General features: G+C 47.1%; 43 protein-coding genes and 1 pseudogene. 20 read left to right on the forward strand and 24 right to left on the reverse strand.

Going from position 1 to position 23,030, the window contains the following annotated elements:
- Window positions 1-52: 52 nt before the first annotated feature.
- The 23 genes and pseudogenes from HEN21_RS20615 to HEN21_RS20725 all read right to left on the reverse strand — a co-directional run.
- A pseudogene (locus HEN21_RS20615) lies at window positions 53-1,717 on the reverse strand (portal protein); the annotation flags it as partial.
- Window positions 1,718-1,719: 2 nt separating this feature from the next.
- Window positions 1,720-3,132 carry a PBSX family phage terminase large subunit gene (locus HEN21_RS20620; RefSeq protein ID WP_046380651.1) on the reverse strand — a complete coding sequence of 471 codons (1,413 nt, stop codon included), beginning with the start codon at window positions 3,130-3,132 and terminating at the stop codon, window positions 1,720-1,722.
- Window positions 3,129-3,554, reverse strand: coding sequence for a terminase small subunit-like protein (locus HEN21_RS20625; RefSeq protein WP_000179910.1), 426 nt, complete (start codon window positions 3,552-3,554; stop codon window positions 3,129-3,131). The genes HEN21_RS20620 and HEN21_RS20625 overlap by 4 nt, the downstream gene beginning before the upstream one ends.
- 79 nt (window positions 3,555-3,633) lie before the next feature.
- A complete protein-coding gene (locus HEN21_RS20630; protein ID WP_176252111.1) occupies window positions 3,634-3,876 on the reverse strand; it encodes a DUF2560 family protein in 243 nt (80 codons plus the stop codon).
- A 357-nt stretch (window positions 3,877-4,233) separates the two neighbouring features.
- The gene (locus HEN21_RS20635) at window positions 4,234-4,755 is read right to left on the reverse strand and encodes a KilA-N domain-containing protein (RefSeq protein WP_001028465.1); all 522 of its coding nucleotides are present in this window, start codon (window positions 4,753-4,755) and stop codon (window positions 4,234-4,236) included.
- A 201-nt stretch (window positions 4,756-4,956) separates the two neighbouring features.
- Window positions 4,957-5,415: a lysis protein gene (locus tag HEN21_RS20640; protein WP_069914165.1), complete on the reverse strand. Its 459-nt coding sequence runs from the start codon at window positions 5,413-5,415 to the stop codon at window positions 4,957-4,959.
- Window positions 5,412-5,888: a glycoside hydrolase family 24 protein gene (locus HEN21_RS20645; RefSeq protein ID WP_176252110.1), complete on the reverse strand. Its 477-nt coding sequence runs from the start codon at window positions 5,886-5,888 to the stop codon at window positions 5,412-5,414. The genes HEN21_RS20640 and HEN21_RS20645 overlap by 4 nt, the downstream gene beginning before the upstream one ends.
- On the reverse strand, window positions 5,872-6,195 hold the full coding sequence (locus HEN21_RS20650) for a phage holin, lambda family (protein ID WP_000783732.1): 324 nt from the start codon (window positions 6,193-6,195) through the stop codon (window positions 5,872-5,874). The genes HEN21_RS20645 and HEN21_RS20650 overlap by 17 nt, the downstream gene beginning before the upstream one ends.
- Window positions 6,196-6,751: 556 nt before the next feature.
- Window positions 6,752-7,375 (reverse strand): antitermination protein, encoded by a 624-nt coding sequence (locus HEN21_RS20655; protein ID WP_105282094.1) that lies wholly within the window; start codon window positions 7,373-7,375, stop codon window positions 6,752-6,754.
- Entirely contained in the window at window positions 7,372-8,037 is a 666-nt protein-coding gene (locus HEN21_RS20660; protein WP_176252109.1) for a serine/threonine protein phosphatase, read from the reverse strand. Before HEN21_RS20660 ends, HEN21_RS20655 begins: the two co-directional genes overlap by 4 nt.
- A complete protein-coding gene (locus HEN21_RS20665) occupies window positions 8,015-8,221 on the reverse strand; it encodes a phage NinH family protein (RefSeq protein WP_176252108.1) in 207 nt (68 codons plus the stop codon). Before HEN21_RS20665 ends, HEN21_RS20660 begins: the two co-directional genes overlap by 23 nt.
- Entirely contained in the window at window positions 8,218-8,829 is a 612-nt protein-coding gene (locus HEN21_RS20670; RefSeq protein WP_097429751.1) for a recombination protein NinG, read from the reverse strand. The genes HEN21_RS20665 and HEN21_RS20670 overlap by 4 nt, the downstream gene beginning before the upstream one ends.
- Complete coding sequence (locus HEN21_RS20675; protein WP_069915801.1) at window positions 8,822-8,998, reverse strand: protein NinF; 177 nt, start codon at window positions 8,996-8,998, stop codon at window positions 8,822-8,824. The genes HEN21_RS20670 and HEN21_RS20675 overlap by 8 nt, the downstream gene beginning before the upstream one ends.
- Window positions 8,991-9,374 (reverse strand): phage protein NinX family protein, encoded by a 384-nt coding sequence (locus tag HEN21_RS20680; RefSeq protein ID WP_096313554.1) that lies wholly within the window; start codon window positions 9,372-9,374, stop codon window positions 8,991-8,993. The genes HEN21_RS20675 and HEN21_RS20680 overlap by 8 nt, the downstream gene beginning before the upstream one ends.
- Before the next feature lie 2 nt (window positions 9,375-9,376).
- On the reverse strand, window positions 9,377-9,553 hold the full coding sequence (locus tag HEN21_RS20685; protein ID WP_001254220.1) for a NinE family protein: 177 nt from the start codon (window positions 9,551-9,553) through the stop codon (window positions 9,377-9,379).
- Window positions 9,550-9,960, reverse strand: a complete 411-nt coding sequence (locus tag HEN21_RS20690) for a recombination protein NinB (protein WP_176252107.1) — start codon at window positions 9,958-9,960, stop codon at window positions 9,550-9,552. The genes HEN21_RS20685 and HEN21_RS20690 overlap by 4 nt, the downstream gene beginning before the upstream one ends.
- 2 nt (window positions 9,961-9,962) lie before the next feature.
- Window positions 9,963-10,277, reverse strand: a complete 315-nt coding sequence (locus HEN21_RS20695) for a hypothetical protein (protein WP_063080446.1) — start codon at window positions 10,275-10,277, stop codon at window positions 9,963-9,965.
- 17 nt (window positions 10,278-10,294) lie between these two features.
- Complete coding sequence (locus HEN21_RS20700; RefSeq protein ID WP_000818846.1) at window positions 10,295-10,501, reverse strand: hypothetical protein; 207 nt, start codon at window positions 10,499-10,501, stop codon at window positions 10,295-10,297.
- A 72-nt stretch (window positions 10,502-10,573) separates the two neighbouring features.
- Complete coding sequence (locus HEN21_RS20705; RefSeq protein WP_176252106.1) at window positions 10,574-11,950, reverse strand: replicative DNA helicase; 1,377 nt, start codon at window positions 11,948-11,950, stop codon at window positions 10,574-10,576.
- The gene (locus HEN21_RS20710; protein ID WP_000539358.1) at window positions 11,947-12,768 is read right to left on the reverse strand and encodes a replication protein; all 822 of its coding nucleotides are present in this window, start codon (window positions 12,766-12,768) and stop codon (window positions 11,947-11,949) included. Before HEN21_RS20710 ends, HEN21_RS20705 begins: the two co-directional genes overlap by 4 nt.
- On the reverse strand, window positions 12,755-12,916 hold the full coding sequence (locus HEN21_RS20715; RefSeq protein WP_000166961.1) for a hypothetical protein: 162 nt from the start codon (window positions 12,914-12,916) through the stop codon (window positions 12,755-12,757). Before HEN21_RS20715 ends, HEN21_RS20710 begins: the two co-directional genes overlap by 14 nt.
- A gap of 32 nt (window positions 12,917-12,948) precedes the next feature.
- A complete protein-coding gene (locus tag HEN21_RS20720; RefSeq protein ID WP_000035949.1) occupies window positions 12,949-13,245 on the reverse strand; it encodes a CII family transcriptional regulator in 297 nt (98 codons plus the stop codon).
- 115 nt (window positions 13,246-13,360) lie between these two features.
- Entirely contained in the window at window positions 13,361-13,546 is a 186-nt protein-coding gene (locus HEN21_RS20725) for a Cro/CI family transcriptional regulator (protein ID WP_000276885.1), read from the reverse strand.
- An 80-nt stretch (window positions 13,547-13,626) separates the two neighbouring features.
- On the opposite strand from HEN21_RS20725, the gene HEN21_RS20730 reads away from it, so the two are divergent.
- The 20 genes from HEN21_RS20730 to HEN21_RS20825 all read left to right on the forward strand — a co-directional run bounded on the left by HEN21_RS20730 (window position 13,627) and on the right by HEN21_RS20825 (window position 21,901).
- On the forward strand, window positions 13,627-14,277 hold the full coding sequence (locus tag HEN21_RS20730) for a LexA family protein (RefSeq protein ID WP_001095982.1): 651 nt from the start codon (window positions 13,627-13,629) through the stop codon (window positions 14,275-14,277).
- 314 nt (window positions 14,278-14,591) lie between these two features.
- Window positions 14,592-14,897 carry a hypothetical protein gene (locus tag HEN21_RS20735; protein ID WP_000256573.1) on the forward strand — a complete coding sequence of 102 codons (306 nt, stop codon included), beginning with the start codon at window positions 14,592-14,594 and terminating at the stop codon, window positions 14,895-14,897.
- 2 nt (window positions 14,898-14,899) lie between these two features.
- On the forward strand, window positions 14,900-15,238 hold the full coding sequence (locus tag HEN21_RS20740; protein ID WP_000930322.1) for a hypothetical protein: 339 nt from the start codon (window positions 14,900-14,902) through the stop codon (window positions 15,236-15,238).
- A gap of 136 nt (window positions 15,239-15,374) precedes the next feature.
- Window positions 15,375-15,998, forward strand: a complete 624-nt coding sequence (locus HEN21_RS20745) for an Nmad5 family putative nucleotide modification protein (RefSeq protein WP_176252105.1) — start codon at window positions 15,375-15,377, stop codon at window positions 15,996-15,998.
- 173 nt (window positions 15,999-16,171) lie between these two features.
- Window positions 16,172-16,588 (forward strand): hypothetical protein, encoded by a 417-nt coding sequence (locus HEN21_RS20750; protein ID WP_176252104.1) that lies wholly within the window; start codon window positions 16,172-16,174, stop codon window positions 16,586-16,588.
- An 84-nt stretch (window positions 16,589-16,672) separates the two neighbouring features.
- Window positions 16,673-16,807 (forward strand): hypothetical protein, encoded by a 135-nt coding sequence (locus tag HEN21_RS20755; protein ID WP_000972063.1) that lies wholly within the window; start codon window positions 16,673-16,675, stop codon window positions 16,805-16,807.
- Window positions 16,792-16,944: a host cell division inhibitory peptide Kil gene (gene kil / locus HEN21_RS20760; protein WP_001243355.1), complete on the forward strand. Its 153-nt coding sequence runs from the start codon at window positions 16,792-16,794 to the stop codon at window positions 16,942-16,944. Before HEN21_RS20755 ends, kil begins: the two co-directional genes overlap by 16 nt.
- A gap of 75 nt (window positions 16,945-17,019) precedes the next feature.
- Entirely contained in the window at window positions 17,020-17,190 is a 171-nt protein-coding gene (locus HEN21_RS20765; protein ID WP_016248933.1) for a hypothetical protein, read from the forward strand.
- Between the two features lie 8 nt (window positions 17,191-17,198).
- Window positions 17,199-17,906, forward strand: coding sequence for a Rad52/Rad22 family DNA repair protein (locus HEN21_RS20770; RefSeq protein WP_001609780.1), 708 nt, complete (start codon window positions 17,199-17,201; stop codon window positions 17,904-17,906).
- Window positions 17,907-18,413: a single-stranded DNA-binding protein gene (gene ssb, locus HEN21_RS20775; RefSeq protein WP_000168274.1), complete on the forward strand. Its 507-nt coding sequence runs from the start codon at window positions 17,907-17,909 to the stop codon at window positions 18,411-18,413.
- 13 nt (window positions 18,414-18,426) lie between these two features.
- A complete protein-coding gene (locus tag HEN21_RS20780; protein ID WP_001111332.1) occupies window positions 18,427-18,720 on the forward strand; it encodes a phage anti-RecBCD protein in 294 nt (97 codons plus the stop codon).
- A 10-nt stretch (window positions 18,721-18,730) separates the two neighbouring features.
- Window positions 18,731-18,895: a DUF2737 family protein gene (locus HEN21_RS20785; RefSeq protein WP_001214443.1), complete on the forward strand. Its 165-nt coding sequence runs from the start codon at window positions 18,731-18,733 to the stop codon at window positions 18,893-18,895.
- Window positions 18,892-19,338: a hypothetical protein gene (locus HEN21_RS20790; RefSeq protein WP_176252103.1), complete on the forward strand. Its 447-nt coding sequence runs from the start codon at window positions 18,892-18,894 to the stop codon at window positions 19,336-19,338. Before HEN21_RS20785 ends, HEN21_RS20790 begins: the two co-directional genes overlap by 4 nt.
- Complete coding sequence (locus tag HEN21_RS20795; RefSeq protein ID WP_176252102.1) at window positions 19,335-19,652, forward strand: hypothetical protein; 318 nt, start codon at window positions 19,335-19,337, stop codon at window positions 19,650-19,652. The genes HEN21_RS20790 and HEN21_RS20795 overlap by 4 nt, the downstream gene beginning before the upstream one ends.
- The gene (locus HEN21_RS23490) at window positions 19,639-20,430 is read left to right on the forward strand and encodes an ead/Ea22-like family protein (protein ID WP_176252101.1); all 792 of its coding nucleotides are present in this window, start codon (window positions 19,639-19,641) and stop codon (window positions 20,428-20,430) included. Before HEN21_RS20795 ends, HEN21_RS23490 begins: the two co-directional genes overlap by 14 nt.
- 1 nt (window position 20,431) lies before the next feature.
- On the forward strand, window positions 20,432-20,623 hold the full coding sequence (locus HEN21_RS20805; protein WP_001459976.1) for a hypothetical protein: 192 nt from the start codon (window positions 20,432-20,434) through the stop codon (window positions 20,621-20,623).
- Window positions 20,624-20,625: 2 nt separating this feature from the next.
- Window positions 20,626-21,027: a DUF551 domain-containing protein gene (locus HEN21_RS20810; protein ID WP_176252100.1), complete on the forward strand. Its 402-nt coding sequence runs from the start codon at window positions 20,626-20,628 to the stop codon at window positions 21,025-21,027.
- A 114-nt stretch (window positions 21,028-21,141) separates the two neighbouring features.
- The gene (locus HEN21_RS20815; protein ID WP_000022062.1) at window positions 21,142-21,423 is read left to right on the forward strand and encodes a hypothetical protein; all 282 of its coding nucleotides are present in this window, start codon (window positions 21,142-21,144) and stop codon (window positions 21,421-21,423) included.
- Window positions 21,424-21,511: 88 nt separating this feature from the next.
- Window positions 21,512-21,679 (forward strand): hypothetical protein, encoded by a 168-nt coding sequence (locus HEN21_RS20820; RefSeq protein ID WP_000545737.1) that lies wholly within the window; start codon window positions 21,512-21,514, stop codon window positions 21,677-21,679.
- A gap of 30 nt (window positions 21,680-21,709) precedes the next feature.
- Window positions 21,710-21,901, forward strand: a complete 192-nt coding sequence (locus HEN21_RS20825) for a helix-turn-helix transcriptional regulator (RefSeq protein ID WP_000132739.1) — start codon at window positions 21,710-21,712, stop codon at window positions 21,899-21,901.
- Here HEN21_RS20825 and HEN21_RS20830 read toward each other — a convergent pair.
- Window positions 21,882-23,024 (reverse strand): tyrosine-type recombinase/integrase, encoded by a 1,143-nt coding sequence (locus HEN21_RS20830; RefSeq protein ID WP_309487110.1) that lies wholly within the window; start codon window positions 23,022-23,024, stop codon window positions 21,882-21,884. The two genes, HEN21_RS20825 and HEN21_RS20830, sit on opposite strands and share 20 nt — an antisense overlap.
- Window positions 23,025-23,030: the final 6 nt, after the last annotated feature.

Raw genomic sequence — 23,030 nt, forward strand, 5'->3', positions numbered from 1 at the left:
ATATTGGGCCGTTGGTGGAGATATAAGTGGATCACTTTTCATCCGTCGTTGACAGCATAGAGCTAAGGACATTTGTCAGTACAGAAACCGTTGCATCACGTCGTGCTGTGTAGCTTGGTCCAACATCAACCTTCACATCGTATCGACCGACAGAAAGGTCATTTAACGCAACAACAGCCCCTGTTTGCCTGTCAACAACCTGTGCGCTCAGGACAGCGATATCATCACTTCCATCTTCGTTAACGATGCGCACTTCACGCTCTGAACCGTACACTTCACGCGCCATTGACAGCCATACTTCACCAGCGCGTTTAAGACTTTTCGCCATATTGTCCAGATAGATAAACGAAGCCATATCTGCTCTGTTCATCAAGTTGTTAACCGTTTCCTGAGCAATATTACTTGGCATCTGCTGCATGGCCTGACTGCCGCCTGTAACCTCCTGAATATCAGCACTGGTTTGCTGTAGTAATGCAGCCAATGCCTGATTCATAACCGCAGGCTGTGTATATCCTGCCGGGGTAGCTCCAGCGATAATGTTGCCAGATTTATCTCTCACTTCGCGCAACGGCAAGAACGCTGGGCGTTTCTTGTTGCGAGCCTCCCAGTGCTTCTCAAGTCCACGAATTTGCTCCATGCCAACTATAGGGATCTGACCGGGGTCTTGCGCTGCAGTATCAGCCAGCATTGATACCTGAAGGTTATACAAACGCTGTGGATCCATTGCTTTTGCAATATGTCCTTCGACACGCTCAATGTCATCAATGAACCAGCGTTTTCCATAAACCGGGATGAGGGGGATATGCTCACCAGGAATACGTCGAGGTTTCTCAAGGAAACCATCACCATCCACTACGGATACATACACACGACGGCGCTTCACTGAGCGCCTTGCCACTTCCTGAAATCCAGCTATTGCCAGTTCATCTTCAATATCTTCAACCTGATCACTGTCGTATGTTGCAATCTCTCCAGTGATTGGATGTCGATAACTGATGACGTCAACAGACTCTTTACGAACTTCGTAATACTTCGCTATGTAAATAACATCTGCACCAAACCAGTTATATTCCCAACTGGTCATAGACGTTACATCCAGAGAAGTAGGAGGTTTCTTTCCGTATTCAGCCTCATATTTTTCAGGTGACAACGAATACATACAGAACGCCCACAACGCGTCAGATTTGTCGTACTTCTTAGCGTCAGGGTCAAACCACACAGAGCGCGACGGGTCGTATATTGGTTCAATAGCAATACGCTGACGATCGTCCATGGGGTCGTATTCATTGACCAGCATCGACGTCAAACGGAAGCAACCGAAACCACCAGTAGCAGCGTCGTCAAATGCATTATCGCAAGCCTCACCGCCATCAGTTTCTTCGTAGTCAGCACGGAACAGACCATTTAATTTATTGGCTAACTCTTCGCTTGCCTCTCTGTCACCAGGACGAAACTTAACGGTTATTCTGTTATTGCGGTATTCTGCAATGATGCGGTTAAGTTCAGTTGCTACCTTATTGATTTCAAACTTAGGATACTTCTCGAACTGCTCATCAAGCTTAGTTCCAGCCGCCGTTGCTCCTTCCCATTGACCTCCGGTGACACGAGCAAACCTCGTAGCTTCAATGCACTTTTCGCGCACTTCCTTCTGTGGAGAATAGGCGCGGTCAAACCTGAGCATGATCCGCTCATGTTTTTTCTCTAATGTCTCTGCCATGTTTACCAACCGGAGGATGAGGGAACGTATATTTCTGTTTCTTCGCGGACCAATGCCGGGCAATGCATACACATCATCAGCGCATCAGCCAGGTTAGGAGATGGAATACCGAGCTTCTGCTTCATTTCGACCTTAGTCATAAGCTCCAGCTTCCCGTTATTATTGAATTTGCGCTGAATCTGCGTCAGTTCTGCAAACAGCTTCTCCAGCATCTTCTCGCCTATCACTTCTTTGTCGAAACTCAGCATGTCGTCGGGGTCTGCATACTCACCGTGGACAACCGCCCGATATGTCAGATACAGCCTGTCAGCCAGCGCGTAATAGAATTGCGCTCGCTTATTGCGGAATACATCGCCAATAGTGCGAACGTTGTCGCCCTGTACGACTTCATCAGCCCATGCTCCGGCCTGATACGGAGCATCTTCATCGAATGGCGATTCGCTGCCCTTGAACATCGTGGCGGTGATTTTCTTGCCGGAGAACGCTTCCGTTGTCTGTCTGCGCAGCCCAGCACCAACACCATCGCCATCCCACAAGTAGTGGTCAGCGCCGTCTTCAATCGCCAGCGAAGTTGCCCAGTCAGCACCTTCATTGATGTCCATCAGCAGACCTTCGGCAATGCGCTTAACAACCGAACCGTGACGCGATGCATAACCTTTAGCATCCGGCCCTGTATCTGACGGGTCATGCGCAGAGACAACAGCGCCTTTCGCTTTCCATCCGAGTTTCTTGTGCGCATCGGTTGCGGCTTCAAGCCATTCACGTTTGATGATTGCCATATCACTTGCGCTTACTGGCTCACCAAGCCAGATGTGACGATACAGTGTCGGGTTTCTGCGTTTACACTCTTCCATCTCCAGACGGAGAACTTCAGGAAAGTGCGGGTTGTCGGTGTAGTTCACCGTCAGCAGACAAATATCATCGGGAGGATTTACAACGAATCGCTGATAGGTATCGTCGAGGATGTTTTTCGGGTTGAAGCTCACCCATATTTCGGAAAACGGCTTGCGGATGGTTGGTATCAGGATATCCCATGATTCCTTCGTTACCGCTTCCGCTTCTTCCACCCAGCAGATATCAATACCTTCTAGCGATTTAATCTTCGTCGGGTTGTTTTTGATGCCGTAGAACATGAATTCAGCATTCGTTCCGAGATGACGAATCATGGAACGCTGAATTTCAAACTCAGCCGAATACCCTTCACGCTCTATGGTGTCTTCAAGCAACCGGATTACCGAATCGCTGATACTGTTTTGCAGTTCACGAGCGCAAAGAATACGCACAGGCTGCCGACGCGCCGCCTCAACAAGCAGCCTCGCAATTGCCCATGATTTACCGCTACCTCGACCGCCTTTGGCGACTTTGTAGCGATGCGCCTCAATGAACGGTTCAAAGATAGGATTAATCGAGGTCATTTTCCGAATAGAGTGCTCATCGGTGATGTTTCAATCTGGATTGCGCCGCCGTCTTTGCCGACAAGCTCATTAGTTACCTTGTCGCCATACTTACGGGGATTCATTCTGGCCAGCGCCCATTTGCGGGTATCAACGCGAAGTCTTGCCTTTGCCACCTCGGCGGCATCAGGGATTACGTCGTCAGCAATTTCGAATATCTCTTCGAAAATAGAGTCGGCCCGAGTCTCTGTTGCCTTCGCGTACTGGTCACGAAACTCCTGATGTTCAGCCAGCCAGCGAAAAACTGATGTTTTGCTCGGCATTCCTGGGCGTTCGCAAACTTTGCGCAGACTCTCACCGGAGGAAAGCAATGCGCAAATGTCATTAGCCACCTCCGGCATATAATCAGAGGGGCGACCACCTTTCTTTTTCTCAGTCGCCATATTGATTATTTCCCTTCTGCTTGCTTATCCCATTCATCGCGGAATTTGGATGGGTTGTCGAAACCTTGAGTTGCCATGTTTATGCTCCGGTAGTGAACAGGTCTAACGCTTCCTTCGATTTACGCACCGCTTCGATAGTGCGGGTCTTGATATCTGAATTAGCGCCGCCTGACTGGAAGTGAATTTTGAATAGCTCAAGCTTCAGTTCGTCAGTGCCAATGAACTGAAATGCTTCCTCTGCGGCTGCGTTCTGGTTCATGACCAGCTTGTAAATCTCTAACTGGAATTTCTGTTCTTCAGTCATGGGAATAATCTCTGCCATTGTTGGCTCCGTTTATCCGTTAAAATGGATATCAGTTAAGTTATCCCGTGTAGGGTATAAGCCATTGTCGAGACCACTCATTGAATGGTCTCTGCAATAACCGATGTCTTTCCATCAGTCCGCCACCACAAAGAATCTTTTTTGCCATAAGGCAGGAGGTTCATCTTTCAGTGGCTGCCAGTGTTATTTCCCCACTTACTGGCTTGGGTTGCTTCGTGGTACTGCCGTAACTGGTTGCCAAGAATAAATTCCGGTTTCATTATCAAGCCCACCCGTAGATGGGCTTTGTAATGGATAGCCGTTGCTCAGTTCTCGTAATGCTTTGATTTTTCCGATAACGTAGTTTTGCGTTTGCCATCAGCACGCGATATCGAGAGTCAACTGCAGTTGCTCGCGCCAGTACTCAACATTTGCTTCAATAACCGGCTTATCCCATCGCCAGCGAGCCATCTCTCTTGCCCCATTGCTGGCTTTTGATTTCCGGTCATCGCGAATGCGACATGCTTGCTCATATTTCTGCTGCTCAGTCAGTTCGCCGCGAAGCAGACTATCAATGTGCAGGTCGCACCACACAGCAAAACGAGCATCACACCAACGGGCAAATGCAACTGAAAGTTTTGGATGTAGCCACGTACCACCACCCCTGTCCTTTCGTGCCTTGCTGGTTTTTACATACCTCGATTGTGAGGGATGTAAAATTTGAGATTCTTTCCCGGTCAACGCTTCGTCTAAAGCACGAACGTATTCAAGCGTTTCTGCCAAACGCATCCAGTTATCAATGCGTTTCCCAAATCTCTCAGCAACACCTGTGACGTTGATCCAACCATCAGTGTTGAAACTGACAATTTCACCTTTGTAATTAAGTGGCACGATATTCATAACGTTTACCTACCATTTGAAATGAACCTTTGCCGCATAGGAAACCAGCCCACCGAGGCTCGCCAGCACTAACTGGTATCCTCAAAGGCCCATTCCAAAGGGGCAGGTTCGGTGTAAAAAACATGCGTTGCGGTACGCATTTATTGCAAAAAGCCCCGCATCGCGAGGCTCATTAAATGGACTTTGTGATTTGCAAAAAAATTATTTCAGGCACTGAGTCCTGATGTACTCCTGCAGGTAGTTAACCTGCGCGGTTATCCTGTCGATTCCACTTCTGAGACGGTAATAATTGAGTTCAGCATCTGCTGTAAGTCTTGGGCTTTCTCCATCGCCCATGCCGCTGGCTCCGGTCGTTGACTTTGCACAGGTGGCGGCGACTTGCAGGCGCTTACGCCCAGCAGAAACATCAGCACGGAGACTTTCGATAGTCGCGTTAGCATCAGCAAGCTCCTTTGTGTATCTGGCGTCAAGTTCTGCAACATCACGCTGACGCTGCTGCATGTCAGCGATGGTGGCGGTCGCCTGCTTCAGCTCACTGACTTTTTTATCACGCTGTTCTTTGTAGGCGATGGCATTATCACGGTAATGATTAACAGCCCATGACAGGCAAACGATGATGCAGATAACCAGAGCGGAGATAATCGCGGTTACTCTGCTCATACCTCAATCTCTCTGACCGTTCCGCCTGCTTCTTTGAATTTTGAAATCAGACTGTCAGCCTTATGCTCGAACTGACCATAACCAGCTCCCGGCAATGAAGCCCAGATATTGCTGCAACGGTCGATTGCCTGACGGATATCACCGCGATCAATCATCGGCAAAGCGCCACGCTCCTTAATCTGCTGCAGCGCAACAGCGTCCTGGCTTTTGGGAGAGAAGTCTTTCAGGCCAAGCTGCTTGCGGTAGGCATCCCACCAACGGGAAAGAAGCTGGTAGCGTCCGGCGGCTGTTGATTTGAGTTTTGGGTTTAGCGTGACAAGTTTGCGAGGGTGATCGGAGTAATCAGTGAATAGCTCTCCGCCAACAATGACGTCATAACCATGATTTCTGGTTTTCTGACGTCCGTTATCTGTTCCCTCTGACCACGCCAGCATATCGAGGAACGCCTTACATTGATTATTGATTTCCACCATCTTCTATTCCGGCTTTTTTAGCAGCAAAGCGTTTGATAAGCGAACCAATCGAGTCAGTACCGATGTAGCCGATGAACACGCTCGTTATATAAGCGAGATTGCTACTTAGTCCGGCGAAGTCGAGAAGGTCACGAATGAACCAGGCGATAATGGCGCACATCGTTGCGTCGATTACTGTTTTTGTAAACGCACCGCCATTATATCTGCCGCGAAGGTACGCCATTGCAAACGCAAGGATTGCCCCGATGCCTTGTTCCTTTGCCGCGAGAATGGCGGCTAACAGGTCATGTTTTTCTGGCATCTTCATGTCTTACCCCCAATAAGGGGATTTGCTCTATTTAATTAGGAATAAGGTCGATTACTGATAGAACAAATCCAGGCTACTGTGTTTAGTAATCAGATTTGTTCGTGACCGATATGCACGGGCAAAACGGCAGGAGGTTGTTAGCGCAACCTCTTGCCCCCCGCTTTCACGAAGGTCATGTGTAGAAGGCCGCAGCGTAACTATCACTGATGAATTCAGGATAACCAGTGGCTACGGCTCAGTTTGGGTTGTGCTGTTGCTGGGCGGCGATGACGCCTGTACGCATTTGGTGATCCGGTTCTGCTTCCGGCATTCGCTTAATTCAGCACAAAAGGAAGAGCGCTAGTCTACCTCTATCGATTAACGGGCTTGTGGGGCAGTATCGCCGATTCACCTAACGCTCTTCCTTTTGTGATTGTAACGCAAAAAGCCCCGAGCTATTAACTCAGGGCTTTATTTAACGAGTGCATTTATCCATCGTTGGGTCAAATTTACCCAACTTTATTCAAAAAGTCAATATTATGCCGTTAATATGTTGCCATCCGTGGCAATCATGCTGCTAACGTGTGACCGTATTCAAAATGCTGTCTGCGATTGACTCTTCTTTGTGGCATTGCACCACCAGAGCGTCATACAGTGGCTTAACAGTGCGTGACCAGGTGGGTTGAGTAAGGTTTGGGATTAGCATCGTTACAGCGCGATATGCTGCGCTTGCTGGCATTCTTGAATAGCCGACACCTTTGCATCTTCCGCATTCTTTCTCAACAACTCTCCCCCACAGCTCTGTTTTTGATATATCAACCGCACGGCCTGTACCGTGGCAATCTCTGCATCTTGCGCCCGGCGTCGCGGCACTACGGCAATAATCCGCATAAGCGAATGTTGCGAGCACTTGCAGTACCTTTGCCTTAGTATTTCCTTCAAGCTTTGCCACACCACGGTATTTCCCCGATACCTTGTGTGCAAATTGCATCAGATAGTTGATAGCCTTTTGTTTGTCGTTCTGGCTGAGTTCGTGCTTACCGCAAAATGCAGCCATCCCGAATCCGGCTTGTGATTGCGCCATCCCCATAGCAGCCATCACATCAGTACCGGAAAGAGAGTCAGAAGCCGTGGCCCGTGGTGAGTCGCTCATCATCGGGCTTTTTGGCGAATGAAATTTAGCTACGCTTTCGAGTCTCATGCGCCTTCTCCCTGTACCTGAATCAATGTGAGGTTTCCGCAGAACACTGCGCCGGTATCGATATACATCTGGTTGGCAAACTTGAGTGGTTTCACTGCTGGCGTATGACCAAAGATGAACGTGTCCGCGCCTTTGATTTCTTTCACGATCCCGTCTTGTGAGTTGCTGATTCGTTCGCGGTTCCAGATTACCTGCTGATGATCAACTGGCTTTCCAAACTCGTATTTATCACAAGGATAATCGGCGTGGCAGATGACATATTTTTTTTCTTTACTCACCAGTTCGATGATTAACGGAAGTTCATCTGCTTTATGGGCAAGAGCTTTAGCCAGAATTTCTTTGTCGTAATCGAGATTAAAGAACCAGCCACCGCCATTAAGCAGCCAGTGATTGACGTTTCCACGCTCTGATAAGCCATCAATCATCATTTGCTCATGGTTTCCACGTACAGCTCTGAACCAGGGGAATGTGATTAATTCCATACATTCGACGTTCTCTGTACCGCGATCAACCAAATCGCCAACCGAGATAAGCAGGTCTTTTTTGGTGTCGAATCCTATCGACTCCAGTTTTTTCATCAGGTTCGTGTAGCATCCGTGCAGATCGCCAACTACCCAAATATTTCGGTATTTGCTGCCATCAATTCTTTCGTAATAGCACATCTCTTTCACTCCATCCGCGATGAACCATGAGAACGTCGTTGACGATGGCGTGCATTTTCCCGTATTTATCATCAACGTATTTTCTGACCGTACCGCGACTACATTTCAGTCTGCGTGCTACTTCTGTCTGGTTTCCGTATGCTTCAACGAGCATGTCTGGAATGGTTTTTACTGAGAACGTCATGCGGCCTCACTTCTGCTATTTCGCAGGTCTTTGAGTTTCTGTTGGTACTCTGCCTTGATCGCCTTGCACTCTTCGACAGTCCAGCGATGGCGGTTATGGTTTGATTCGATTTCGTCTACTGCTTCCTGCCCGATCCGGTTAATCAGTTCGACGCGATACGGAACGAGATTTCCGCTTTTATGCTGGTTGCACACCACGCATTGCTTGTGAATATTGCGTTCATCAAATCGGAGTTGAGGTGCCGCAGCAGTTGTCCGGTAATGCCCGGCATCCCACTGAGCAGACGTGAGCGTTCCGCATGAGATACATGGTAAGTCGCGGTCTCTTTCTCTGATGAAGGCGTTTACGGCTTGTTGGGCTTGTTTAATCCAGTAACTGCGGGGCTTTAAGGCGAGTTTTCGAATCTTAAGTTTATCTTTCTGTTTCTGCTCCTCTCGTCGTCGTTTCTTCTCTGCTTCCTTTTCCGCTTTTTCGCGTTCTTTGCTTCGTCGTTCGAGTGCTATCTTGGTTCCACACTCTGGAGAGCACCACCACTGATTGGCGAATGCAGGGTGAAACCATTCCCGACATTCATCGTTTTTACATCGTCTTCGCGCTGGTTTAGCCATCGTCTTCTTCCTCGTACATTGAGCTATTCGGATCGCTCATCAGTTCTGCACAGCAGTGCTCACACACGTGAACTTCCAGCACATGCAGCTTCTGACCGCAGTTAGCGCACGTTAAAGCTCGCTCGACGCTTTCTTTCTGGTATTGAATGGTTTGGGATGGGCTAAGCATTATTGGCGTCCTGCATCATGAGAAAGACAATCATGGCGGCACGGAGTGGATTGTCATATGCGACACCAACATTCGGTCCGGCATCATCAAACAAGTCCCTTGCGTTGTCTGTAGCGCACGGCATTGAGGGATTGTCTAAAATTATGCTGATGTTGTTTTCAGTGATAATCGGCCATGCGTCTGCTGGGTTTGCGCATGGGTTAAAGGATCCGCGCTCAACTTCTACTTCAACTGCGTCTCCGTTTACAATGTCTCCCTCAAATGAGACAAACACCATATCGCCATTCTCACCTTCTTTGTAATCCGGTGATCCGTTATGAATGGCTTCGAATACCGCCACGTTAATTTCAAAATCACTTAACTGTGAATAATCCATTGTCATTTCCTCGCACGATGTCTTAGCCACCGGATATCCCACAGGTGAGCCGTGTAGTTGAAGGTTTTTACGTCAGATTCTTTTGGGATTGGCTTGCGTTTATTTCTGGAGCGTTTCGTTGGAAGGTATTTGCAGTTTTCGCAGATGATGTCGGTGAAACTTCGTCGCTGTCGTCTCATTCGTACCTCCTGTCGGTAAATCTGACACCCTGACCAATAGCCCAGGCTGTTGTGTACTCGATCAGACTTGCCATGCGCTTCACGCTCATCTGCGCGCTGCTTTCGCGAATGTTGACGTATTCGCCTTCAAGCCCGGGCAAAACATCAGCTTCCAGGTTTGTTGCCACTGCATGACCGCTAATCAACAAAACCTTCCATTGTTCCGGTTTTAACCATTTGCCGCACCATTGAACCTGACGAGCGATATCCGCCAGCATCACGTGAAATTTTGCGTTCTGGTCAAGGTTGCGCTTGTAGTCAGTAATGCGGATGGTGACTGGCTTGTCTTTATCGAGTGGTGTTGCGAGGATGGCGTTGATTGCGGCTTGCTGTTGTTGCTTACTTCGGAGGAAGATTGTCTGCTTCATCGTTACTCCTTCACTTTGACTCCAGCAGCGCGGATGTTTTCCTCATAAGCATCCATTGCATCACCGAAGCCATTGGAATAATCAACAGTAAACCCTTTGGCTAATGCTTCTCTGCTGTCGATAAACTTTGGCGCGGTTATTTCAATATCTGCTCGCGATGCCTGCCATAAAGTCCACCACTCATTTAAGGAGTGACGAATATCCATGCTTGAAAATGCGAAGTACCTATCACCATTTCTTGCCTCGGTTATCATCTCGAATGGTAATCTCAATTTTTTGGCAACGTATTCCTCAAACTGCTTTCTTGATTCGTCCATCGGTACTTACCCTCAGTTCAACTCACAAAACGCCACGCCACTTTTGCTACGACAACAGGCATAACACCGATAATCACCCACAGGAAAATGCTACCGAAAAGCACACCCACCAGGTCTTTACCTTCGCCTACCAACCGGACAAAACTTCCGACAACCACAATGAACGTCGACACCATCCACATAGCACCGAGAATCCTCAATGCAGAGAAAATTAACTCAGCCACGATTTACTCTCCCCCAAATAAAAAGGCCTGCGATTACCAGCAGGCCTGTTACAAGCTCAGTGATGTAGATGGTCATACGTCAGCCCCTTGTGCATATCGCCTGCCACGTGCAGCGGGTGCATTTGATGTTGTGCAAATCTGTCTGGCTTCATCCTGGTCACATGCAACAAAGTGTCCGTTACAGAACCGCTGGTAAACCGTACCAAGCGAGCCAAAACGGTTTTTCGTCACAATGATTTCAGCAAATGGCGCGGCGCTACTGTTCTCGTCATATACAGCTTCCCGATAGAGCATGATGATTGAGTCTGCGTCCTGTTCAATGCTTCCTGAATCACGCAAATCTGCGTTTGTCGGGCGTTTGTTTGGTCGCTTCTCAACATCGCGCGAAAGCTGACTTAGGGAGATAACAGGCGTTTTCAGGTCTTTCGCCATCGCCTTCAGGCTTCCGGAGATGTGAGCAATTGCGAGGTCGTTGCGATCTGCTTTCGGCTTCTCAATCAGGCCAAGATAATCCACCATGATGAGTGACAGGTTTGGATTTTCCTGTTTGTGCCGTTCTGCGATTGAGCGTATTTCTTCGACCGATAACCGCGAGGCATCGACTACCCATACATCCAAATCTGCAAGCTGACTCATGCCGTTAGCAACGCGCGCCCAGCCTTCGTCATCCATCGAAGCAGGATTTCGCAGCACGCTAACCGGCATCCTCCCGGCGTTGGCAATGCTTCGCTCTGCAATCTGCAATGCGCTCATTTCCATCGAGAAAATCAACACTCCGCGCCGGACGTCAGAACCAGGAATAACGCGGCTTGCAACGCCTTCGGCAATCTTCAGCGCCAGTTCGGTTTTCCCCATACCAGGACGAGCAGCGATTATCACAAGGTCTTCCGCGTTCATCCCTCCGGTGATGGCATCAAGTTCTTCGATTCCGGCCTTCAGGGTATCGGACTCTTCTCCGTTCCTCAGACGCCTGTCAAGCGTGTCAGTGTAGTCGGTGATGATTTCCCCTAACCGTACAGGTTTAACCTCGTCACGTGGCTTTCTGATGGCTGAAAGACGCTTTACAAGTTCATCCATCGCCTGACTCGATGCGTCGATGGTTCCGCTCTGAATTGGTTCACGCATTTCATCCATGATTTCCAGCACCAGACGGCGGTGATAGTTATCCGCGACCATTCCGGCATATCCCTTCAGGTTTGCGGCACTCGGGCAGTTTTTGCTGGTCATCAGGATTGACGTGAAATGCTCCTCTCCGCACGCCTCGGCAACCATCAGCGCGTCGATTAGGTTTCTGTTTCTCGCCTGCTTGCGGATAACCTCGAAGGCTTTCCGGTAGAGCGGAATTGAAAACGCTTCCGGCTCCAGCGTTGCCAGAACGTCACTGGCAGTTGGTGTTAATCCACCAATCAGCAAGCCACCGATAACGCTCGCTTCGATATCCTGTTTCATGCAATCCCCCTGTCTGCAAACTTCCCTTCCCGTACTCCCGTTAACGAATCTTCCCTCAGCAGGTAATCAAAATCTGCCGTCCAGCCCGTGTCGTTGTCTCCGAAGTAAAACGGCTTGGCCTGATGCACAAACGCCCTGACATACGCTCTGAAACCGTCCACGTTTGGCGTTTTCAGTTGCGGGATGATTTTCTTCAGGCGGCGTTTGCGTTTCTCGTTGACCGCAACAGCGTGTGGAAGCCTGTCACCGACTTCGGTGTTGTAGGCGTTGAGGAAGGATTCGTAGTCGATTCGTTCTGCCTTGCGACGTTCAGGTTTAACCTGCCCATCGCCGCCCCCGTTAGGGGGTAAGGGGGTATTTGTATTTATTGTCTTTTGTATATTGTCTTTTGTGTTTAGCTGACTTGGCTTATACCCATTAGCCGACTTGGCTAATGTTTTATTAGCTGTTTTAGCTAATGTTAAGCTGCCCTGGCTAATCCACTGAGAAACCACCTTGTTCACTCCGATTTTCACGCCATCAGCAATGAGGAATTTACGCTCGATAAGCTGGCGCTTGGCAGCGCAAACATGAGTGTGATGAATACCTGTCATGGCTGCTATCTGCGTGTTTGTGAGTCGATCCATCGGCTTATTGAATCCGTATGTCTTGCGCATGATAGCGAGCATCACCTTCAACTGCCGGACGGTTAAATCAGCCATCAGCAGACTGTCGGTAATCTCGTTAGCAACGCGCATGAAACCATCTTCGGTATCTGCCACGCGATGCTCCACGACCTCAAGTTGAGGCCTGTAATCAGCTAACTTAACGACGCCCATGTTTCACTCCTGCTTTGGCTAGTCTGTAAACACCAACAAGGCGCTCTGCGAACGCCCTGTTATTTGCTGCGGCTACCACTAATCCCTCAGGTGAATCAGGGTGTCGAATCTCTTCTTTTTCCTGGTATTTCTTACGACGTTTTGTCATAATGACTCCTGTGGATTGATCCAGTAATTCCCTCAGAATTGCATATCAATTTGCTTAGAGTCCCCGGCGGCCACCGGGGATTTTTTCTTTGTGATTTCATCAAGCGCATACTTAAAAGCCCTGCTAATCGGACTGATGTCTGATGCCATTCCGAAAGCACACAAGACCGAAGCAATAAATCTCCAGTCCGTTCTGCTTATCTTCGATTCATGACAGCCAATCATCTTTGCCAGACCGCGCTGGGTAAGCGTTGACAGGTTGATGAGTAAATCAGTTTCAGCGCGATCAATTTCTCGCTGTGTTGGCTTGCTGTAGCTTGCTTGTGCCATTTGTTAATTTTCCTATATTGATATTGAGTTATAGCGGCACACCCAATGGATTTGCCGCTGATGTTTGCTCACCCGGTTAGAGGTGAAAGGCCAGAACTGTTAAAGAGCAATTTGCTTATGCCGCTTGGCGGTAAGCACTTTCTTGATACTTCAGGGCGCCAGCTGTAACGATTTCCAATCGATAGGCGTCTTTCTCTGGGATAACTTCTTTCCACTGAGAGACTGCTGCATCGCTAATGCCTAGTGCTTTAGCAACAGCACGCTGGGTTCCGAAGTGGTCAATAACATCTTTTTTGTACATAGACTCGCTCCGAAATTAAAGAACACTTAAATTATCCACCAAAGGAATCTTAAGTCAAGTTTATTTAAGATGTCTTAACTATGAATACACAACTGATGGGTGAGCGTATTCGCGCTCGCAGAAAAGAACTCAAGATTAGGCAGGCTGCCCTTGGCAAGATGGTTGGCGTGTCTAATGTTGCTATTTCCCAATGGGAGCGATCTGAAACTGAGCCCAATGGCGAAAACCTATTGGCCTTAGCCAAGGCTTTGCAGTGCTCCCCTGATTACCTGTTGAAAGGAGAGGATAGTCTTTCAAACATTGCCTATCACAGCAGGCATGATCCAAGAGGTTCGTATCCTCTAATTAGTTGGGTAAGCGCAGGATGTTGGATGGAAGCTGTAGAGCCATATCATAGGCGTGCAATAGATAACTGGTACGACACAACGGTAGATTGTTCTGAAGACTCTTTTTGGCTCGACGTTAAAGGCGATTCAATGACTGCCCCGGCAGGACTGAGTATTCCTGAGGGGATGATTATTCTCGTCGACCCAGAAGTCGAACCACGTAATGGAAAGCTGGTAGTCGCCAAACTTGAAGGAGAAAACGAGGCAACATTCAAAAAGTTAGTTATTGATGCCGGTAGAAAATTCCTGAAACCACTCAATCCACAATACCCAATGATTGAAATCAATGGGAACTGTAAAATCATTGGCGTTGTCGTTGATGCCAAGCTAGCAAACCTTCCTTAAGGGGCTTTCGCCCCTTTTTTATTTCCCGTTAAAAATCAAAGACAAACTAAATTCACGCCCATAAAATTAAGTTTTCTTCAAAAATGCACTTGACCAATAAATTAAGAAGTCTTAAATTTAAGCCATCAGCAGGACGCTGGAAGCCAAACGGAACAGATTGGCAGGCTCTTTAACATCGACGGACTCTCAACCTAACCGTTGAGACCAGAACTTGAGTGGTTTTGGGGATGGCGCGAATTGCAGCTGCAAGACAGCGATCGAGAAGATAAGCACCTCGACGCGTCATGCGCCAAAGCCACTTAAAGGAGACCATCATGGTAACCATTGTCTGGAAAGAATCCAAAGGTACGGCAAAAAGCCGCTACAAAGCTCGCAGAGCAGAACTTATTGCCGAGCGACGCAGTAATGAAGCACTGGCGCGAAAAATTGCGCTAAAGCTCTCTGGTTGCGTCAGAGCAGACAAAGCAGCATCACTAGGAAGCCTTTGCTGCAAGAAGAAAGAAGAAGTCGTTCGAAAAAATAGAAGTATTTATTACAAAGATTCAAACCCATTAGGAAACAAAATACATGCAGTCCAAAAAATAAAATTGTACAGTAAACTACCGTACGGTGCTTATTGAGTATGCTTATGGTGAAAAAGACTATTTATGTTAATCCTGACCGCGGACAAAACAGAAAAGTATCTGATAGAGGTCTTACATCTCGAGACAGGAGGAGAATAGCGAGATGGGAAAAAAGGATAGCATATGCATTAAAAAACGGTGTAACACCTGGATTTAATGCTATAGATGACGGTCCTGAATATAAGATTAATGAAGAACCAATGGACAAAGTTGACAAAGCATTAGCAACACCATTTCCTCGCGATGTCGAAAAAATTGAAGATGAAAAATATGAGGATGTAATGCACAGAGTTGTTAATCACGCTCACCAACGAAATCCAAATAAAAAATGGTCATAACCCACTTCGGTGGGTTTTTTATTGTCTGAACAAACCTAATTTACTACCGCAAGCCACGCAGTGAAATGGGCGTGACTTGTGTTGGTCGCCAGAAAATGAAATTAGGCAGCAAACCACTTATTTGAGAGGAATTAATATGTCATCAATCCGCTTAACTACGAGAATGAAAGAGGAAATCGCTCGTAACGCTTTAATTAAGTCTGGGGTTTTCACTGAACTTGAAGAAGTAACAAAGTTAAAGAACCAGCTTGCACTTGACGCCAGAGTTATTGCGTTTGGCGGTAAAAAGAAAACTGAGGAAGTGGATCAGTTATCATCCAAGTTAGCAGCTATAAGTGAAGAACTTGAGAAGATGGGATGTTCATTTTACTCATGCGATGTTCGTTCTACTTCGATTTATCTGACTGTATCTGGCAGAAGGGTTGGATGGCATTCATATGGGAAAGACGGCAACGGAGAAGATATATTTCTCCCTACTCCGACTAAAGATAAATGCATGTTTGACGCAGAACACGAAATAACAAAAAGGTTTGATGAAATCTGCGCATTGCAACAAAAACTTGAAGCCAAGAAAAAGGATATCGAATCAAATGTATGGGCTGCTTTAAACTCAGTCACAACAGTTAAGCGACTTATTGAAGTTTGGCCTGAAAGCAAAGAATTGCTACCAAAAGAAGCAGATAAAGCAAGTACAGCACTTCCTGCTTTACGGGTAGAAGATTTGAATAAGATGATTGGACTTCCTTCCGAGGCCGCATAGTCGGCCTTCATTTTTGGCATAAACAACAGAATAAACACTGCACTGTGTATTCATTCCAACGAGTGAATACACGGAGCAATGTCGCTCGTAACTAAACAGGAGCCGACTTGTTCTGATTATTGGAAATCTTCTTTGCCCTCTAATGTGAGGGCAATTTTTTTGACGGAGGAATTATGGAAATTACAGATATTCTGGTTAATCCAGATAATTACGACCAATTCAATATCTCTACTCAATCAGTTGATTTAGGTTGTGCAACTGTCAGCGCATGGCTACTTAATGGTAAACAGTTGGATAAATGCCTTGATGCACATATGACGGTTAACAGCTTCCTTGCAGAAAAAACACACTGGCAAGATGCTGGAGGGAAATATGCTGGATGGCTTGAAAGCATGGGATTTGAATATCAATCTGATGAAGGTTGGTGGAGCCTTATAGCTGTAACGCCTGAGACAATAGAATGCTTCGTTAAATACTCAAACGACGATGGCTATAAACACCAGGTAGATTCTGCGATAGAAAGATACAAAAGAAAATCGTTCAACCACGAAATATCATCAGTTCTTGATTTCATAGATGTCTTCAAATAAGCCGCCTGAGCGCGGCTTTACCGCATACCAATAATGCTTCACCAGAGGCATTTTCGTTATGCAATCAAATATAAGGAGTTACCCATGATGCACTTTCAGCTCGCGGGTAGCGGCGTCATGTCCGCTTTCTACCCGCACGAATCTGAATTATCACGCCGAGTTAAACAATTAATCAGAGCAGCAAAGAAACAACTGGAGGCGTTATGCGCAATGAAATAGCCATCAATCACCAGATGCTTCGTGCTGCACAAAACAAAGCAGTAATAGCCAGATTTATTGGTGATTCAAAAATGTGGCTTGAAGCAAATAAAGCGATGAAATCAGCTATCAACCTTCCGTGGTATCGCAGGAAATGAGTTTTACAGATAACTGGTCAGACGAAGAATTCATTCGTCAGATGAAAGAATTAATCGGTAACGAAGGAGATATTCATGTCACTTGCAACCACAGTGAAGGAGAGCAAGTTACAGAGACGCATGTACACGCAGCAGGCGTTAATGTATCGCCAAAAGGGAGATCGTGAAGGTGTTCGCGTATTTTTAAATGCGGCAAAGACTGAAGTATTAAATCAGCGTTATTTACTTGGGCCATGTCCATTCTGAGGTGAATTATGGATTTGAATAAATTCGATGAGCCATTCAGCCCTGAAGATATCGAATGGCGAATACAGCAAAGCGGTAAAACACGCGATGGAAAGGTGTGGGCTATGGTGCTGGCTTATGTCACGAACAGGGCAATCATGAAACGCCTGGACGATGTTTGCGGCAAAGCAGGATGGCGCAATGAATACCGCGATATTCCCAACAACGGAGGCGTTGAATGCGGCATATCAATCAGGATTGATTCCGAATGGGTAACCAAATGGGATGCTGCTGAAAACACGCAGGTAGAAGCCGTCAAAGGTGGTCGTTCAGGTGCAATGAAGCGTGCTGCCGTTCAGTGGGGAATCGGTCGGTATCTGTATAACCTTGAGGAAGGTTTCGCACAAACATCTCTCGATAAAAAGCATGGGTGGCACAGGGCAAAACTGAAGGATGGAACAGGATTTTACTGGCTCCCTCCATCGCTGCCGGGATGGGCAATCCCAGCATCAGATAACAAACCATCACCAGAAAATACCAACCAGAAATCTCCATCGGTTGACTGCGAACAAATCCTGAAAGACTTCAGCGATTATGCGTCAACAGAAACTGACAAGAAAAAACTCATCGAGCGTTATCAGCGTGACTGGCAATTAATGGCTGGCAACGAGGAAGCGCAGGCTAAATGCGTTCAGGTAATGAACATCAGAGTTAACGAACTAAAACAGGCGGCATAAATGGCAAGCAGAGGCGTAAATAAGGTGATTATCCTTGGTCGGGTAGGACAAGACCCGGAAGTTCGATACTCACCATCAGGAACAGCGTTCGCTAACCTGACAATAGCCACGTCAGAACAATGGCGAGATAAAAATACTGGCGAGCAAAAGGAATTGACTGAATGGCATCGTGTTGCTGTATCCGGGAAACTGGCTGAGGTCGTAGGGCAGTATGTGAAAAAAGGTGATCAGATTTATTTCGAGGGAATGCTGAGAACAAGAAAGTGGAAAGACCAGTCAGGGCAAGACCGTTACACAACCGAGGTTCATGTCGGAATTAATGGCGTGATGCAGATGCTTGGCGGCATTGGCGACAGCAAACAACAAGCAGCCAGCAGGCAATCACAGAAGCCACAGCAGCAATCATCACCAGCACAACACAACGAACCTCCGATGGATTTTGACGACGATATACCCTTTGCACCAGTAACTCTCCCCTTCCCTCGTCACGCTATTCACGCAATTTAATCAGGAGAAAATCATGCCAGCGCCTCAGTATGGTGCGGATGACCCGCGCCGCTGTTCCGGCAATTCCGTATCGGAGGTGCTGGATAAATTCAGAAAAAACTACGACCTGATAATGTCGCTACCGCAGGAAACGAAAGAGGAAAAGGAATTTCGCCACTGTATATGGCTTGCAGAGAAAGAAGAGCGCGAGCGAATTTACCAGACATCAATCCGACCATTCCGCAAAGCAACATATACACACTTCCCTGAAATTGACCCGCGCCTGCGTAATTACCGCTCACGCTATGGCGCTATCAGTAATGACTGAGGAATTTACTATGAGAGGACTTGCATACAATCCCGGCATTCTTCCGGCAGAAATGATTATTCGCCAACGCGTAAAGCCAATGCCATCGAGAGAGGAATTGCTTAAGAGAAAGAGTTTCGGTTCTGTTAATGACAACAAATATCTGAATGCGATGTGGCGGAGTGGGAAGAAATGAAACAAATGTCACTAATTGAGATGGATGGATTTCTGAAAGGTAGATGCATCCCACGAGATCTAAAGGTTAACGAAACAAACGCTGAATATCTGGTGCGTAAATTTGCTGAAGCGGAGGCCAAGTGCGCGGCGCTGGCAGCGGAGAATGCGGCAATGCATGAAACTATTGAAGCCGTTCGCAGTGTTGCGGATAACTCCAGTGGAATTGCCGGATGGCATTTGAATGGCGATATCGCCACATGGGAAGAGATTCTTCCTGAAATTAACGATATCGAAACCCCAGCCACCGACGCTTTCCTTGCTGAAATTGAACGCAAAGCAATCCGCAAGTTCATTAACAGCATTGAACACATCCTGCGTGACAAGTTGTCACCGTATGACACCGAAGAGATGCTTGAGGCTATGCGTATTTTTCTGGAAGAACAGGGAGGTGAGCAAAAATGACGATCACAAAACAACGTGTAGAAGAAATAATATCCCGTATTGAAATGTATGGGCATGGTGCCGGGTATACCGCTGATGAGGTTTATGACCTTGCTGTACTGGCGCTGAATTTATCAAATATCGCAAACCTGAAGCGATACGAGCTTGATATGGGTGGTTGTGACTCGTGCGGTCAGGATTGTGGCGCTGACATGACTGAAGATTCTGATGGCGATTATGTCCTGTTTGATGACGTGGTTAAGTTGTTTGAGTTTGATACAACCACTCAGAAGTTAGAAAGCCCAGCAAAGGAGGCAGCCAGTGAGCAAAATTGACTATCAGGCACTGCGTGAAGCGGCGCAACTGGCAACACAGGGTGAATGGGTCGCATTTATTTCGTCTGGTACTGGTACATATGCGGTGCATACACCTGGTGATAAACGATGTGAAGACGTTATCAAATGGACCGGCTTTGATGGACAGAACAACGCAGAGAACAACGCTCGTTATATCGCAGCTTTCAACCCTGAAGTAGTGCAGGCGCTGCTGGATGAACGGGAAAGAAACCAGCAATACATCAAACGCCGCGACCAGGAGAACGAGGATATTGCGCTAACGGTAGGGAAGCTGCGTGTTGAGCTTGAGGAGACAAAATCAAAACTCAACGAGCAGCGCGAGTATTACGAAGGTGTTATCTCGGATGGAAGTAAGCGTATTGCTGAACTGGAGAAAAGCGAAGAGCAACTCATTAACGAGCGTGACCATGCTGAGTCTGCTTTAGCTGATATGTACTTTGCAGCAACCGGTGATAGGCCGGAGTGGAGTAACTGGTTCGACTTTTCTGATGCCGTTGATGCCGTGGTTGACAGAATTGCTGATTTAGAAGCTAAACAATGCATCGAAGAGATGAGTAAACAAAGTTGCGAAGCTCGGGAGCGTGACTTGTTTGAATCATGGGTAATGCATTCAATTTGTATTTCCAAATCGACACTTGAAGGATTGCGCACCGAAACCGGATACCGTAACGCAACCTTATCAGGCACAGACTTCAACCGAATGTGGGAACAATGGAAATCTATCCGCGCCGCTGGCATTCGCATCAAAGGAGAGTGAGATGAACGGACAAATATCAATTGTTCGACCAGGAGCATGTGACGATCGCGAGATACGACTGATTATTCGTCTGGCGATGGGGAAAACAATAACTGCTCTCATTACTCCAGAAAATCTCGCATTAGCGTTAACAGGAAAGTCAGACCTGCCAGTAGAGCTAAAGCTGCGAAATGTTGAGATTAAGGTGAAATAGCTATGACCACTATTACCAAAGAGCGACTGCTGACAATCAAGCAGTGGCGCGAAACATACGGACCTGGTAGCAACGTTGTACTGCCAGCAGAAGAAGCGGAAGAACTGGCACGGATTGCGCTGGCATCGCTGGAAGCCGAACCTGTAAGCCAAACTTACAAGTTGAACGAGCTGTCGAGCAACTATCCGGTAACTCCGGATGGTTGGATAAGCTGTAGTGAGCGAATGCCGGAAGAAACGGGTGACATTATTGTTGTTTCGGATGGCATTGTAATGTCAGGGATTTCTTATTCTCGTCGTGACGGGTTCTATATAGCCGCATTGGAGTACGACGACGATGAGCCAATTGGCGGTGTAACCCACTGGATGCCTCTACCAGAACCGCCTCGATTAAAGGAGCTATAATAGTGAACTATTATATCTATTTGTATTAAAAGAGTTTTTATAAAATAAATCTTCCAAAGCATGTAAAAACACTGTTAATCTTAACGTGTGTGAAACGTGAAGAGAGGTGTTGAAATGAGCATTCATGATTTGTGTGAAGATCAAGAGCAATGGGCTATGCAGACCCTTATGGGATCAGGAGTTCTTGCAAGGTGCAGAATCCATAACGATGTAATTTTAGACAGCGGAAATGATGCTTCTTCTGCTTATAAATTAGGAACTTACCTATATCAAAAAGATAATAGCTGCAATTTATTCAATACTCTTACTGAAGCCCGCGACGCAATAAAGGATGCATATGAATCGTATTGTGGGATTGATGATTGCCCACAATGCTCAAAATACATTGACGATTAATAATATGAACAAGTAACTATCCTCGCACTCGCGGGGATTTCTTTTATCTGAACTCGCTACGGCGAGTTTTGTTTTATGGAGATGATAAATGCACTTCCGAGTCACAGGTGAATGGAATGGAGAGCCATTCAACAGAGTTATCGAAGCAGAGAACATCAACGACTGCTATGACCACTGGATGCTGTGGGCGCAGATAGCACATGCAGACGTAACCAATATTCGAATTGAAGAACTGAAAGAACACCAAGCCGCCTGATGGCGGTTTCTTTTTGCCTGGAGAATTAAGATGACCGATACCAGCCTGATTCCTGAGAAAGAAGTGATGAACAAGCTCGGTGTTTCATCACGTCAGACAATCTGGAACTATACCAAACGACACGGATTTCCGAAGCCAGTCAGAACCCACCCCAAATCATACCTTCGTGAAGCTGTTGAAGGGTGGATTCTTAACGGTGGCGTTAATCAGAAATGCTCCTGATGTGCCAGAACAATTTATCAGCGTGAAGCTCATACGCTTTGCGCTGAGCCTCTATCCAGTCGTGTTTATTGTATACGGACATTATCCCGCCAAGTTCATGACCGAGCATTCGCTCAGTAACATGAGGCTCGACATTCATCTCGGACAGACGTGTAACAAGCGTTCTTCTGAAATCATGTGTTCGCCAGTAACCCAGATCCATCCCTCCCCTTATTCTATTTACGAATCGGTTAGCTGCAGCGATGCTGATCGGTTTGTTTATGTCTTCTCCAGGGAAAAGAACATCATTGTACGTTGTCATGGCCTTTTCGAGAAAAGGCTTAATTTGTTCGAAGATTGGACGGCGGATAACATTACCCATCTTGCTATGCTCTTTCGGTACGGTCCATACGTTGTCCAGCAGGTCAAATTCTGTCTTTGTTGCCAGCCTAAGCTCTGAGAGCCTCGCCCCCCACAGCATAAGCATCTGATGAAGGAGCTTATTTGACGTAGACGCACGGCTTCTTTCAATAGCAAGCCAAATCTTAGCCAGTTCGTGATACGACAGTACCCGATCCCCTACCTCAGCGCGGGAGCCGAAGTCCCTTGGTTGGATGCTCATAATTGCGCAACTATCTATCAACTGACGCCGCATGCACCAACTTATTGCTGATCTTAGTTGACTTAGCACCTGCCTTGCTCGGCGTGGATTATCTCTTTCTTCTTCGGTAAGCAGGTCAACCCATTGCTTAACCGTGATAGAAGATGCCGGACGATTAGGAAAGGCGTCATGCATGCGCTTCATAACCGTTGATCGGTAAAGTGCCTGGGTCTTTTCTCTGAGAGTTGTAGAGACGTAGTTGTCGAACCAGTAGTCGAGACACTGGGCGACCGTCATGGAGTTCTCCACCTTCTCTTCAAAATAGGTGCGTGGATCCGTTCCTGAGAAATAGAGCTTTCGCAAGTCAGCAGTGATCTGTCTGGCATCCTTCAAAGACAGGGATGGGTATCGACCAAGCCCAAGTCGATTAGGCTTGCCATGCCAGCGATAGCGGTACTGGAACTGGATGACCCCCTTCGGTGAAATTCGTACGCTGTACTGCACCCATTTTGTTGGACGATGAAATGGAATAGCCCCTAATATGTCAAA

The sequence above is a fragment of the Escherichia sp. 93.1518 genome (assembly GCF_013368915.2).
Lineage (GTDB): Bacteria > Pseudomonadota > Gammaproteobacteria > Enterobacterales > Enterobacteriaceae > Escherichia > Escherichia ruysiae.